Origin of the sequence: Hwangdonia seohaensis, assembly GCF_031932625.1 — a bacterium.
GTDB lineage: Bacteria > Bacteroidota > Bacteroidia > Flavobacteriales > Flavobacteriaceae > Hwangdonia > Hwangdonia seohaensis.
This window is the reverse complement of the sequence record NZ_JAVSCK010000001.1, coordinates 330925-344602: the sequence shown is the minus strand read 5'-3', so window position 1 is coordinate 344602 and position 13678 is coordinate 330925. Positions and strand designations below refer to the sequence as shown.

Genomic DNA, 13678 nt, shown 5'->3' with positions numbered 1-13678 from the left:
AAAGAAAGGTTGTCAATGTAAAGGCGGTGTTAAGTAAGAATTAAACAACCGTGATGAAAATGTTATGCTAATGTTACCAGATTTTAGGTTTGTTTTTATCGAATTTACTTATCTTGCTTGCTCTTAAAAATGCAACATGAACTGGGAACAACTACTATCTTTAAAACGCTCTGGCGACACCAATAAACGCATACGAAAAGAACAAGACGAGACACGTTTGGGGTTTGAAGTGGATTACGATCGTATTATTTTTTCATCAGAATTCAGAAGCCTACAAGACAAAACCCAGGTTATTCCATTGTCCAAAACCGATTTTGTGCACACCCGATTAACACACAGTTTAGAAGTTAGCGTTGTGGGGCGTTCTTTAGGCAGGCGCGTGGGGCAAAAACTGCTGAAAAAGCATCCGCATTTGCAAAGCGTTCACGGGTATCAAGCTAACGATTTTGGCGCCATTGTTGCCGCAGCAGCTTTGGCGCACGATATTGGCAATCCGCCCTTTGGCCACTCCGGCGAAAAAGCCATTGGCGAGTATTTTAAAACAGGCGAAGGCCAAAAATATAAAGACCAACTAACCGAAAAAGAATATCAGGATTTATGCGATTTTGAAGGCAATGCGAACGGCTTTAAAATTTTAACCGAAGACCGCGCAGGACGCAACGGCGGCTTGCGACTAAGCTATGCCACATTGGGGGCGTTTATAAAATACCCAAAAGAGTCGTTGCCCAAAAAACCAACCCAACATATTGCCGATAAAAAATACGGCTTTTTTCAAAGTGAAAAAGAAGCGTTTAATGATGTTGCCAAAGAACTCGGATTATTAAAAAGAAGCGACAAGCACATCAGCTATTCGCGGCATCCATTGGCATTTTTAGTAGAGGCCGCCGACGATATTTGCTATACCATAATCGATTTTGAAGACGGTATAAACCTCGGGCTCATTCAAGAAGAATTCGCGCTGGAATACCTTTCAAAAATCATTAGGGATAATATAAAACCAGAAAACTATTATGCGCTTTCAACCAAAGAAGACCGCATCGGATATCTGCGTGCCTTGGCCATAGGAAGCCTTATAAACGAAGCTGTCGATATTTTTATGGCGCACGAAGAAACCATTTTGAGTGGCGATTTTAATAGTGGTTTGTTAGACAAAAGCAAATACGATGCGCAAATTAAGGATATCATAAAAATCAGCATCGAAAACATATACCAATCCACCGAGGTTATCGATAAGGAAATCGCGGGTTACGGCGTCATAAACACCTTGCTAAACACCTATACAACCGCCGTAAACAACACGTTTCACAACACCGCCTCCAATTACGATACCCTCATTTTAAAAGGCCTGCAAAAAACCATTAAAACCAATACATCCAGTTTGTACCATCGCTTAATGGGCGTATGCTATCACGTGTCGCTGCTTTCGGATAGCAAAGCCATTCTCGATTATAAAAAAATTAAAGGTATAGAATTTTAAGCCCATAATTTGGGCGTTACCACAACCCTTCGATTGCGCTCAGGGCAAGTGGTCGGGCTTTCACTACTCAATCCCTACTGCGTCGGGGATTTCAAACATTTAGCCTGCGGTAAGCGCAGTCTAACCGTTCAATCCCTAACGCGCTTTTTTGCTAATGTGTAATATAAGCATGAGCGCTCTCGTATATTTGCTTAATTTTGTCAAAATAATTAATAGTAATAAGAAATAGTAAATTACCTGTGGGAAGTAAAAACAAACTTAAACGCTTTAAAGAAAACGAAACCTTCAAAAATGTTTTCCAACCCAAACGGGACGAATTGGTTAATTCAAATTTCAATTTAAAAGGAAATTGGAGAACAACAGTCTTTAAAAACGATAATCCATTAATTTTAGAATTAGGTTGCGGAAAAGGCGAATATAGCGTCGCTTTGGCCCAAAAATATCCCAACAAAAACTTTATTGGCATCGATATAAAAGGTGCGCGTTTTTGGAGAGGCGCAAAAACGGCCATTGAAGAAAAAATAGATAATGTTGCCTTTCTTCGCACGCAAATCGAACTTATAGATTATGCCTTTGCCGAAAACGAAGTGGACGAAATTTGGATAACCTTCCCCGATCCGCAAATAAAATACAAGCGCACCAAACACCGCATGACCAACACCGAGTTTTTAAAGCGCTACAAGCAAATATTAAAACCAGAAGGCGTGGTAAACCTAAAAACCGATAGCGAATTCATGCACGGTTACACCCTTGGTTTATTGCATGGCGCTGGGCACGAAGTGCTTTACGCAAACCATAATGTTTACAAACAAGAAGGCAGTCCAGAGGAGGTAACAAGCATTCAAACTTTTTACGAATCGCAATATTTAGAGCAAAACAAACCAATTACGTATATTAGGTTTAAAATTAACGGTTAGTGGATATTACTTTTATCTTTTTTTTAGGGTTAATTATAGCGTTGGTTGGCGTAATTCCGCCAGGGTTGTTAAATATGACAGCCGCTAAAATAAGCCTAAAAGAAGGGCACTCCAGAGGTATTGTGTTTTCCATCGGGGTTTGCGTTATTGTTACGGCCCAAACTTATATCGCCGCTATTTTTGCACGGTATTTAAGTAACCACCCCGAAGTTATCGATGTGTTGCAACGGGTTGCATTTGTTATTTTTGTTCTTATAACCGTGTATTATCTGTTTATTGCCAAAACACAACCCAAAAAACAAGCATCGCCCAAAATAAGAAGCAAGCACAGTCGTTTTTTTCACGGGGTGTTTTTGTCGGCAATCAATGTGTTTCCAATTCCGTATCAAGCGTATATGACCATTACTTTGGCATCGGTTGGCTGGTTGGATTTTGATAAAATAAGTATTATTTCGTACGTTGCCGGCGCCACCACGGGAACCTTTGTAATGCTGTATATGTATATTTTCTTTTTCGATAAAATAAAGGAAAAGTCTGTTACCTCTCAAAAAAGCATGAATCTTATTATTGGAGGTATAACTGGGGTAATTTCCATAGTAACGCTAATAAATATCATAAAAGAGTTGTAGTGATGAAACCAGAAACTTTAAATTTCTTCGATAAAGTTTACGAAGTCGCTCGATTGATTCCCTACGGAAAAGTAACCAGCTACGGAGCCATAGCGAATTATTTGGGTGCAGCAAAAAGTGCGCGAATGGTGGGTTATGCCATGAATGGTTCGCATGGTAAAGATGTGCCGGCGCACCGTGTTGTAAACCGTAAAGGCTTGTTAACGGGAAAACATCATTTTGATGGCACCAACCTCATGCAGCAACTTCTGGAGAGCGAAGACATTGAGGTTGTTGACAACCAAATCCAAGATTTTGAATCTGTTTTTTGGGATCCTGCAAAGGAACTTTAGCATCATTCTGTATTTGCTTGTACTTAACTTGTTTCAGTATTTCGGAATCCCATCATAAAAATGTGGTATCAAATTTATCGCCTTTCCAATAATTAAAGGTCTTTTTATTAATCGCTATTTTCTTTAAAAATTCACGAGCAACCAATTCTTCAATATCGGTTCTGGCAGTTTGATTGGTAATGTTAAAGGTGTTTTCAATTTCTTTTACAGTAAAAAAACGATTGTTGTCATCTTCAATTTTTTGAAGAATAATGGCTTGTCGCTCGTTTATACCATCTAGTTTTAAATATTTTGAAAGTTTCGATTGCTCTTTCTTTTTCTTAGCGACGTAAGTTTTTAATTCCTCAAAAGCGCGCATTAATACTTTTACTTGATAATGAATAAAATAGGTGACATCCATATCATCAATTTCTGTATATAAATAGGCTTTTTCATATTGTGTTTTGGTTTTCATAATCACTCTTGAAATAGATAAATATTCCGTTAACCAATAGCCGTTTTTTAATAAATACCAATAAAAAATAGCACGCGCTGTTCTTCCGTTGCCATCAACAAATGGGTGAATGTAACCCATTAAAAAATGTAGAATACTCGCCTTTACAATGGGATGAATAAAATCTTCTTTTGGGTTGTTATTAAAAAATTCACAAAACGATTGCATCAAAGCATCAAGTTCTTCAAATTTTGGCGGCGTATGAACAATTTCTCCAGTTATTTCATTCATCACATGAACTTCGTTGGTGTTTCTAAAAACGCCAACGTTTTCAGCTTCTAAAGTGTTTTCGGTAACTAAACGATGAATATCATATAATTTTTCAATAGAAATATTATCATCTTGATATTCGCTTATATATTGAATGGTTTTATAGTTATTCAATATCATTTGCTCAGATTTGTTTTTAGGCTTTTTATTTTTACGTAACATGTCTTTAGCCTTAACCCGCGTGGTCGTTGCGCCTTCAATCATAGAAGAAAAAATGGATTCTTCCATTAAAGCATTATTGAGATAGCTTTGTTTATCTAAATCTGAAAGCAGTTTTTCTTTTTGTAAACCTGCACCGAAATTCGTGTCTAAATAATGTAGTTTTTGAGTTAGAAATTGATTAATATTATAATTTAACCATATAGTTTCATTTAGTTTTTTTGATTTAAGTGTAATACTTTTTAAGTTGAGGTATCTTTTAGTTTTTAAATTTTCCCAAACTTGTTCTGGAGTTATGTGGTTGTATTTTAAATATTTAATTTTATCCCAATACAAATATTCATTTTCAATTTTACTAAAAACTTCAGTATTTAAACTTCGAGGAATATTTAAAAATCCTTGCTTTAGTATTGTTTCTGAATCTATTTTAAAATCTGGTGCTTTCTCAATCATAATTAACTAATATTTCCTAATTTCTGTAAAATTTACAAATATTATCAAATATACAAAATATATAATTATTTCCTAATTTTTCAAAAATTTACAAATAATCACAAATTGCGTCTCGTATAAACACACCCAAATAACACAAAAATCATTTCAATAAAACCGCTTTAAAATCTAAACAATTCACTGTATATTTGTACTTTAGAATAAATCTAAATTGAAAGCTGTGAAATTAAACAAACAAGATATATTAAAAGCGCTCGAATCCATTACCGTTCCTGGTGAAGGCATGAATATGGTGGAGAGCAAAGCCGTAAAAAACGTCATCACTTTTGGTGATGAAGTTATCGTAGACATTACCATTGCAAACCCGAGTTTGCAGGCCAAAAAACGTGTTGAGGTCGATATCCTAAAAACCATTCACGAAAAAGTTTACGAAAAAGCTAAAATTACCGTAAACGTAAAAGTGGATGTGCCCGTAAAACCAAAAGCGAACGTTATAAAAGGTGCTGCGGTGCCTGGTTTAAGAAATATTATAGCCATTGCTTCCGGAAAAGGAGGCGTTGGAAAATCTACCGTTACGGCAAATTTAGCGGTGACTTTAGCCAAAATGGGCTTTAAAGTTGGGGTATTGGATGCCGATATTTACGGGCCATCAATTCCTATTATGTTTGATGTTGAAGCAGAACGTCCTTTGGCAGTGAATATTAATGGAAAATCTAAAATGAAACCTGTTGAGAATTACGGTGTCAAAGTATTGTCGATTGGCTTTTTTACCAAACCCGACCAAGCAGTTGTTTGGCGCGGGCCAATGGCGGCGAAAGCGTTAAATCAAATGATTTTTGATGCGCATTGGGGCGAACTCGATTTTATGCTAATTGATTTACCACCGGGAACCGGAGATATTCATTTAAGTATCATGCAATCGCTACCAATCACTGGTGCAGTTGTAGTTAGTACGCCGCAAAATGTAGCCTTGGCCGATGCTAAAAAAGGTGTGGCCATGTTTCAACAGGAAAGCATAAATGTGCCGGTTTTAGGTATTATTGAAAATATGGCTTACTTTACGCCAGCTGAACTACCGGATAACAAATATTATATTTTCGGAAAAGAAGGAGCCAAACATCTTTCAGAAGATTTAAAGGTGCCATTTTTAGGCGAATTGCCTTTGGTACAAAGTATTCGGGAAGCAGGCGATGTTGGTCGTCCAGCAGCTTTACAAACGGCAACCCCATTAGAGCAAGCTTTTGAAAAGTTAACTCAAAATGTAGTTCAAGAAGTGGTAAGGCGAAATGACGATTTGCCACCAACCGAGGCTATAAAAATTACAACAATGGCTGGATGTTCAGCAGTTAAAAAATAGGTTATGACATCAGAAGAACTTAAGTTAAATGTAGAAAAAGCACTGGAGGAGATTCGTCCGTTTTTGCAAAGCGATGGTGGCGATATTTCGTTGTTGTCCATCGAAGAAGACAACACCTTGGTTAAGGTTCAGTTGCAAGGTGCTTGTGTGGGCTGTAGTGTAAATCAAATGACACTTAAATCTGGTGTAGAAATGACTATTAAAAAACATGCGCCACAAATTAAGCAGGTTATAAATGTTGAAGCCTAATCAATTTTCATAAAAATTTATTAAAAAGTTAAAATAGGGGATGCTTTATAAACATGCCCTATGGTATTGAAATTACATCATGGAACAGGACATAAATATAAAAATAACAGATAGAGATGGCGTTACGCACGAGGTTGTTGCCCCAACCGATATGGCCATGAACCTTATGGAAGTGGTTAGGTCTTACGAGCTTGCACCAGAAGGCACCATTGGTGTTTGTGGTGGTATGGCTATGTGCGCGTCCTGCCAATGTTATGTTATTTCAGAACATGAGCTTCCCGAAATGTCAGATGATGAGGAAGCGATGCTTTCTGAAGCTTTTGATGTTAAAGACAATAGCCGTTTGGGGTGCCAAATACAAATGACACCAGACATGGAAGGGTTGGTCGTGGAGCTGGCTCCGGAGAGTTAATTTTTACCCGATAGTAGAGATTTCATTATTTCAAGGTTTTTTAATCTCATTCTTTATAAATATAGCGTTGGCTTATTCTTAGGGCAATTCACTGGCCTTATAAATAGCATTTAAAAGACTGTTTTTTTCTTTTACGTCCTGCCCAAGCTGCCAAAACATAATACCACCTAATTTTTCTTTTTTGGCATATTTTGTTTTAAGTTTTACCGATACCGTATCATCAAAAGTAATAAAAATGCTATCAGTCGCATTGAATAAATATGGTGCTTTGGCCACAGCATCCCAATGCCTTTTATAATTTTTGTCGCTTTCGTATTTTTCTCTAATATCTTTGTAAACAATGGTAGCATAGGCTCCTTTATTGGCTTGATACAGTCCATTGTTAATTGAAGCAACGCCTTTCCAAGCTTTACCGTAAAAAGCCGCACCAATTACAATTTGCTCGCGCTTTACGCCTTCTGAAATACAATAATCAACTATCATTTCGGTTGAATTCGGCTCGTATTCCGTATTATATTTAGTACTTCTTTTTTTCATTTCTTCATAAAAATCTGAAACTAAAGAATCTTTTAAGTGTTCCGTTTTAATCCAGCCCAATGGAGTGTGATGCCCTGTAAATGGGGCGTTTCCACTAACTTGATCGTAAGTCATGATATTCATAAAATCAACATGTTTCATAACTTCAACAAGCTCAATATTATCGTAATACCGTTTCCAACCCGCCGATGCAAAGGTTAGGGTTTGTGTTCTGTCTAAAGTATTTAATGCTTCCCGGAGTTCTTTCATTAAAAGTGTAAAATTTTGCTTGTCTTCCGGTCGTGCTTTAGTGTTGGCGGCAGGAATTCCAGGGTATTCCCAATCTATATCTAAACCATCTAAACTATATTTTTTATTAAAACGAACAACGCTTTCCACAAATTTACGCCTGTTTTCCGGGGTATGTGCCATATCCGAAAATCCTTTAGAACCCCAGCCGCCACAAGCAATCATCACTTTAAGGTTGGGATGATTTTTTCTTTGCTCTACTAATTGATGCAGTTTTTTGCCATACGAATCGTTGTTAAATTTCATCTCGTTATCAATCACCTTAGTGAACGAAAAAATAATGTGGGTGAGCTGATTTAATGGTAAATTTTCAGGGTTGTAATCTTTTTCGGGAACATAATATGCCATTACAGCAATGGTTTTTTCGGTTTGGTTTTCATCTAAAACGGAGTTGGTATTTAGAGAAAAAGTGATTAGTGAAAAAATAAAGACGAGACCATATTTTAATAAATTCATAGCTTTAGTTTTTATAAGATTGATTCTGTTTTATAGTCAATTAATCTTTTTGGGCCTTCGAGCAAGACCCTTACAATTTGAAGTGTGCCGTCTTCTTTTGTGGCAATTTGCCACTTAATTAATGAAATTTCACCATGTTCAATTTCAATGCCCGTAATACTTCGCGGATGCACACAGCTCCCATCGTTAAAAAAAGCAATATCTCCGGGTTCGGGAAAACGCGGTCTGTGGGTATGCCCAACAATGGTTAGCAAGTTGTTGTTTTCTGCAATCCATTTTTTTGTTCTGCGCTCTACTTTAATCAGTTCGGTATAGTTTTTTGCGGGACTTGTAGGGTCGGCAATTCCCATAACATTTAAGGGCTTCCACAGCACCCGAACCATAAATCGGCTCCATTTCCAAAATAAATAATTCCACCAATCGGCTTGATGGCCGTGGGTTAAAAATAATTCCTGTCCAGTTCTTGAATGTTTTAAAACGATACCTTCATGATACCTTATGTCGCCAAAAAGCTCTACATCTTCTCCAACTTTTGGGTCAAAATAAGTTGATAAATGCTTTTTTACGTATTCCGGATTTCTGTAAACCATGTCGTGGTTTCCCCAAATCATGTGTAATCGATTGGCTTTATGAAACAGTTTCATAAGCATATACACGTTTTTATGAGCGTTTAAAATAGCTTTGAACGATATGTTTTCCCAAAGTTCGTCGCCGTCACCAATTTCACAATATTGAAAACCCTCGGCATAATAGTGTTTTAACGCATGAAAATAAATATTTCTGTTATTGGCAAAATCGTCTGCAAAGCTATTGTCACCACGGTGGCAATCGCTAAAAAGAATAAACTTGCTATCGTCATCAAAATCAATGACTTTAGCACTTGCGTACGCGTTATCTAATCTTTTTTTAGATGAAAACATAAAAGTAAATGTAAACAAATTTCAATAAAAAAATGCTTCCCAATTTATGAGAAGCATTTTTATGATTCTTAAAAATGAATTACCCACAAGAGTGAGCTGCCAAATATCGCTTAGCGATTATTTAAACGCGTTAAGTCCTGTAATGTCTAAACCGGTAATTAATAAATGAATATCGTGTGTGCCTTCGTAAGTAATCACACTTTCTAAATTCATGGAATGGCGCATAATGGAATACTCGCCGGTAATGCCCATTCCGCCTAACATTTGTCTGGCTTCGCGGGCAATGTTAATAGCCATATCCACATTGTTGCGTTTCGCCATCGATATTTGTGCTGATGTGGCTTTATCCTCATTTCGCAGCACACCAAGTCTCCAAGTTAAAAGTTGGGCTTTGGTGATTTCTGTAATCATTTCAGCTAATTTTTTTTGTTGCAGTTGAAATTGCCCAATGGGTTTCCCAAACTGGATGCGTTCTTTGCTGTACCTTAAAGCCGTATCGTAACAGTCCATGGCAGCACCAATAGCGCCCCAGGCAATGCCGTAGCGAGCCGAATCCAAACAACCAAGTGGTGCGCCCAGACCAGATTTGTTAGGTAATAAATTTTCTTTTGGCACTTTAACATTATCGAAAATAAGCTCGCCCGTGGCACTCGCACGAAGCGACCATTTATTATGGGTTTCAGGCGTTGAAAAACCTTCCATCCCACGCTCGACAATTAATCCGTGAATCCTGCCTTCTTCGTTTTTTGCCCAAACCACGGCAATTTCTGCAAAAGGCGCATTGCTAATCCACATTTTGGCTCCGTTTAAAAGATAGTGGTCGCCCATATCCTTAAAGTTGGTAACCATACCGCTTGGGTTACTGCCATGGTCGGGTTCGGTTAAACCGAAACAGCCAATCCATTCGCCACTAGCCAGTTTTGGTAAGTATTTTTTACGCTGCACTTCGTTGCCGTATTTCCAAATAGGATACATTACCAAAGAGGATTGCACCGACGCCGTACTGCGCACACCAGAATCACCGCGTTCAATTTCCTGCATAATCAATCCATAAGAAATTTGGTCTAATCCAGCACCGCCATATTCTTCGGGAATATAGGGGCCAAAAGCCCCAATTTCCGCCAATCCGTTTACGATTTGGTTTGGGAATTCCGCTTTTTGGGCATACTCTTCAATTATTGGAGACACATCGCGTTTTACCCATTCTCTAGCGGCATCACGCACTAGTTTGTGTTCTTCGGTTAAAAGCTCGTCTAAGTTGTAATAATCTGGAGCTTCAAATAAATCTGGCTTCATTTTAGATTCGTTTTTATGTTAAAAAAAGCAGCCCATTAATATATCTTAACTACGGTTCGCTTTTTTTTAATATTTTATCATTTTAAGTCCTCAAATTTAACTAATCCATATTGAATGGGTTACATTTTTATGTAGAAATCTTTTGTTAAATTGATGTATTCTTTGGTGTATTGATGTCTCTCGGTTTCAATAATTAATGCGTCTGTTTTTATAGCGCTTTCGCGGAAAGAAAACTCGATTAAACTACGTTTGATTTCAGAATTTGGGTGACCTTTTACGTGCAATAAATTATTGGGGAAAAGATGGGCTCTTGAAGCTAATTCAATAAGTTTTGATTCTTCTTTAAAAGGAATAATTACAGAGAAGGTGCCATGTTCTGAGAGTAATTTTGAAACGCTATCAACAAGGTGCTCAAACGGCATAGCATCGGTAAATCGGGCTAAATCACGTGCTTTTTTTTCTGTTTTGTAATCTTCAGAATAGAATGGCGGATTGGATACTATTACATCGTATTTATCTTCAATTTCTTCTGTAAAAGCTTCCAGTGAGGCGTGGTAACAAAACAATCGGTCTCCCCACGGAGATGCTTCAAAATTATCAACACATTGTTCGTAGGCGTTATCGTCAATTTCAATGGCATCAATCAATTCAGCGTTGCTGCGTTGTGCCAGCATAAGTGAGATAACACCGGTGCCGGCGCCAATATCTAAAACAGAAAACGGATTGTTTTTTAATGAACACCAAGTACCGAGCAACACGCTATCTGTACCAATTTTCATGGCGCATCGGTCTTGGTTGATAGTGAATTGTTTGAATTTGAAGGGTTTATTCATGGCTGTCATCCTGAACTTGTTTCAGGATCTCATAATTATAAGATGTGATGCTGAAATAAATTCAGCATGACGTTACGTTTACTACAGATACAAATCAATCAACCCCTCAGGGGTTTCAACAAGAATCGTTTTGTTTTCTCGATCAACTTTTAAAATAAACTCATCATTCATTGGTATTAATATTTCAATACCATCCCTGTCAATTTCAAAAAGCGACTGCGCTGTAGAATCATTAATGCTCGTTAACTTACCAACTTTACCATAGTTTTTATCTTCAATGGCAAACCCAATAACTTCGTGAAAATAAAACTTGTCGCCTTCTAGTTTCGGCAATAGGTCGAGCGGTAAATACAAATGGCTTTTCATAATGGCATCTGCATCGGCTTCGGTATCTACATCTTCAAATTTAATACGCAACAATTCAGATTTGTGTAGCTGTGAGCTTTCCACAAAAAAAGGAATTAGGTTGTTTTTAAGCTCTAAAAAAATGGTGTCTAAATGTTCGTAAATTTCAGGCTGATCGGTATCTAGTTTTGCTAAAACCTCGCCTTTAAAACTGTACTTTTTTACAATTTTACCTAAATAAAAACAGTCTTCTTTTGTCATTGAAAAGGCATTTTTTGTTATTCCCGCGAAGGCGGCAATCTATTTCAAGTTTATTCAAAGTTAATGAGATTCCCATCTTTATGGGAATTATTTAACCAAACTTTTAAAAGTGTGGTTAAATAAAAAACTCCGATAGAAGCTATCGGAGTTTAAAAGTATAAAAATAAAAGTTTTTATTCTTCTTCGTTTGAAGCTTCGGCCTCAACAGCAGGAGCAGCATCTTCAGCTACTTCTTCTTCAACAACAGGAGCAGCCGCAGCTATTCTTGCTTCGTTAACCGCTTTTTCAGCAGCTAATGCATCCGCTTTCGCTTTCGCTTCTGCTTCAGATAAACCATCAGTTTTAGCTTGTACTTTTCCAGCTTTTTCTTCTAACCAAGCTGTGAATTTTGCTTCTGCTTGCTCTTCGGTTAAAGCTCCTTTTTTAACACCACCTGCAAGGTGATTTTTTAGTAAAGCACCTTTGTAAGATAATAGGTTTTTAGCGGTGTCAGTTGGTTGTGCACCATTCTGTAACCATTTTACAGCACCATCAACATCTAATTCAACAGTTGCTGGATTTGTGTTTGGGTTGTAAGCACCTAATTTTTCCAAGTATTTACCATCTCTTTTTGAACGTGAGTCTGCTGCTACGATCCAATAGTAAGGTTTTCCTTTTTTACCGTGTCTTTGTAATCTAATTTTTACTGGCATAATAATTAATTATTTGAGGTTCTCGACCTCGGTTATTAATGAGGGCGCAAAGATACGTAAAAAGTTAAAAGTTAGAAGTAATAAATTAAAAGTTTTTTTAAAACTATTTGCACGAGGGAATTTAGGATAAAAACAGCAAACTTTTTAAAACAGCAAACAAACGGGTGTGGGCAATGGAACTTCGTTCAAAAATGAGAGGAATCCGGTTTGGGTATTCACTTTAAAAACAGAAATATTATTGCTTTTTTGATTAGCCACCAACAAGAATTTACCCGATGGATCTATAGCAAAGTTTCGTGGCCAATCGCCATGAACACTCATGTTTTGGATTTTAGTGAGTTTGCCGGAAGTAGTATCACGCTTAAAAACAACCATGGAATTTTCACCGCGATTTGAACCATATAAAAATTGCTCGTCTTTGGATAAATGGATATCGGCACAGTAGCTTTTTCCTTTAAAATCATCATCTAAAGTTGAAAGCGTTTCAATAAATTCAAACCCATTTTCTGTTTTTTTAGCTGACGTAATCGTGCTGGAAAGTTCGTTTATTATGTAAATGAATTTCCCATCTTTTGTCAACGAAAAATGTCTGGGGCCAGAACTGTCTTCCAGTTTTACAATTGAAGGAGTAATCAGTTTATAGTTATTGTTGGCTAAGCGATAATTAAAAACGGCATTGCGCCCTAAATCCGAAACCAATAAATCATCTTTAAAAAATTGAGCTGAATGTGCGTGTGAAGCAATGCTATCGGTTTTATGGTTTAAAACCTGAAATGCTTCATTTAAAGCGCCATCATTTTTAATATTATGTAACGAAAAATTGCCGCCGGTATAATTTGAAACAACGGCTTTATCGCCTTGTTCGTTAATTGCAACATGGCAAGGGTGCGCCCCTTTTGTACTCACTTTATTTATGAATGTTAGGGTTTTGTCGTCTTCCACTTTAAAAGCCGAAACACTGCCATTTTCATTTTCATTAACGGCATATAAATAATTTTTATCGGGTGAATAAGTTATAAATGAAGGGTTCTCTGAACTTGTTGCCAATTGTTTATTGGTCAATGCGCCAGTTTCAGAATTAAACTCAAATTGATAGATGCCTTCGCTTTCACCATTTGTGTAGGTGCCAACATATAAAGTGGTGTTTGGATTGGTACAGTTAAAAAGGATAGCGGTTAGCACAAATACTAATAATTTTGATTTCATAAGAAAATATTAATCCTCTAAAGTAGTTTATTTTATCGAAATGCAAATATGAAATTTTGTTTACAAGTGTTTATAACTTCACTTTAAAAAAGTATA

Annotated in this window: 15 protein-coding genes; 7 read left to right on the top strand and 8 right to left on the bottom strand. The window is 37.0% G+C overall.

Annotated features, from left to right (window positions below; genetic code table 11):
• Positions 1-136 precede the first annotated feature (136 nt).
• The 4 genes from RNZ47_RS01500 (at position 137) to RNZ47_RS01485 (ending at position 3355) form a co-directional block, all read left to right on the top strand.
• Entirely contained in the window at positions 137-1477 is a 1341-nt protein-coding gene (locus RNZ47_RS01500) for a deoxyguanosinetriphosphate triphosphohydrolase (protein WP_311935410.1), read from the top strand.
• 239 nt (positions 1478-1716) lie between these two features.
• The gene (gene trmB / locus RNZ47_RS01495) at positions 1717-2394 is read left to right on the top strand and encodes a tRNA (guanosine(46)-N7)-methyltransferase TrmB (protein WP_311935408.1); all 678 of its coding nucleotides are present in this window, start codon (positions 1717-1719) and stop codon (positions 2392-2394) included.
• Positions 2394-3023 (top strand): LysE family transporter, encoded by a 630-nt coding sequence (locus RNZ47_RS01490; protein WP_311935406.1) that lies wholly within the window; start codon positions 2394-2396, stop codon positions 3021-3023. The genes trmB and RNZ47_RS01490 overlap by 1 nt, the downstream gene beginning before the upstream one ends.
• A 2-nt stretch (positions 3024-3025) precedes the next feature.
• Positions 3026-3355, top strand: a complete 330-nt coding sequence (locus RNZ47_RS01485) for an MGMT family protein (protein ID WP_311935404.1) — start codon at positions 3026-3028, stop codon at positions 3353-3355.
• Positions 3356-3407: 52 nt separating this feature from the next.
• On the opposite strand, the gene RNZ47_RS01480 is transcribed toward RNZ47_RS01485, so the two are convergent.
• On the bottom strand, positions 3408-4730 hold the full coding sequence (locus RNZ47_RS01480; protein WP_311935402.1) for a Fic family protein: 1323 nt from the start codon (positions 4728-4730) through the stop codon (positions 3408-3410).
• 220 nt (positions 4731-4950) lie between these two features.
• Between RNZ47_RS01480 and RNZ47_RS01475 the strand changes: the two genes are divergently transcribed.
• The 3 genes from RNZ47_RS01475 to RNZ47_RS01465 all read left to right on the top strand — a co-directional run bounded on the left by RNZ47_RS01475 (position 4951) and on the right by RNZ47_RS01465 (position 6748).
• Positions 4951-6087: an Mrp/NBP35 family ATP-binding protein gene (locus RNZ47_RS01475; RefSeq protein ID WP_311935400.1), complete on the top strand. Its 1137-nt coding sequence runs from the start codon at positions 4951-4953 to the stop codon at positions 6085-6087.
• A 3-nt stretch (positions 6088-6090) separates the two neighbouring features.
• A complete protein-coding gene (locus tag RNZ47_RS01470) occupies positions 6091-6336 on the top strand; it encodes a NifU family protein (RefSeq protein ID WP_311935398.1) in 246 nt (81 codons plus the stop codon).
• A 79-nt stretch (positions 6337-6415) separates the two neighbouring features.
• A complete protein-coding gene (locus tag RNZ47_RS01465) occupies positions 6416-6748 on the top strand; it encodes a 2Fe-2S iron-sulfur cluster-binding family protein (protein WP_311935396.1) in 333 nt (110 codons plus the stop codon).
• A gap of 78 nt (positions 6749-6826) precedes the next feature.
• Here the strand turns inward: RNZ47_RS01465 and RNZ47_RS01460 are convergent, their stop codons facing one another.
• The 7 genes from RNZ47_RS01460 to RNZ47_RS01430 all read right to left on the bottom strand — a co-directional run bounded on the left by RNZ47_RS01460 (position 6827) and on the right by RNZ47_RS01430 (position 13582).
• A complete protein-coding gene (locus RNZ47_RS01460; RefSeq protein ID WP_311935395.1) occupies positions 6827-8029 on the bottom strand; it encodes a glycoside hydrolase family 18 protein in 1203 nt (400 codons plus the stop codon).
• 11 nt (positions 8030-8040) lie between these two features.
• Positions 8041-8949 (bottom strand): metallophosphoesterase family protein, encoded by a 909-nt coding sequence (locus RNZ47_RS01455; protein ID WP_311935394.1) that lies wholly within the window; start codon positions 8947-8949, stop codon positions 8041-8043.
• Between the two features lie 117 nt (positions 8950-9066).
• Positions 9067-10245: an acyl-CoA dehydrogenase family protein gene (locus RNZ47_RS01450; RefSeq protein ID WP_311935392.1), complete on the bottom strand. Its 1179-nt coding sequence runs from the start codon at positions 10243-10245 to the stop codon at positions 9067-9069.
• Positions 10246-10364: 119 nt separating this feature from the next.
• Positions 10365-11078: a tRNA1(Val) (adenine(37)-N6)-methyltransferase gene (locus RNZ47_RS01445; RefSeq protein ID WP_311935391.1), complete on the bottom strand. Its 714-nt coding sequence runs from the start codon at positions 11076-11078 to the stop codon at positions 10365-10367.
• 81 nt (positions 11079-11159) lie between these two features.
• Entirely contained in the window at positions 11160-11684 is a 525-nt protein-coding gene (gene rimM / locus RNZ47_RS01440; protein ID WP_311935389.1) for a ribosome maturation factor RimM, read from the bottom strand.
• A 173-nt stretch (positions 11685-11857) separates the two neighbouring features.
• Positions 11858-12376 carry a 30S ribosomal protein S16 gene (locus RNZ47_RS01435; RefSeq protein ID WP_311935387.1) on the bottom strand — a complete coding sequence of 173 codons (519 nt, stop codon included), beginning with the start codon at positions 12374-12376 and terminating at the stop codon, positions 11858-11860.
• Positions 12377-12520: 144 nt separating this feature from the next.
• On the bottom strand, positions 12521-13582 hold the full coding sequence (locus tag RNZ47_RS01430; protein WP_311935385.1) for a lactonase family protein: 1062 nt from the start codon (positions 13580-13582) through the stop codon (positions 12521-12523).
• Positions 13583-13678: the final 96 nt, after the last annotated feature.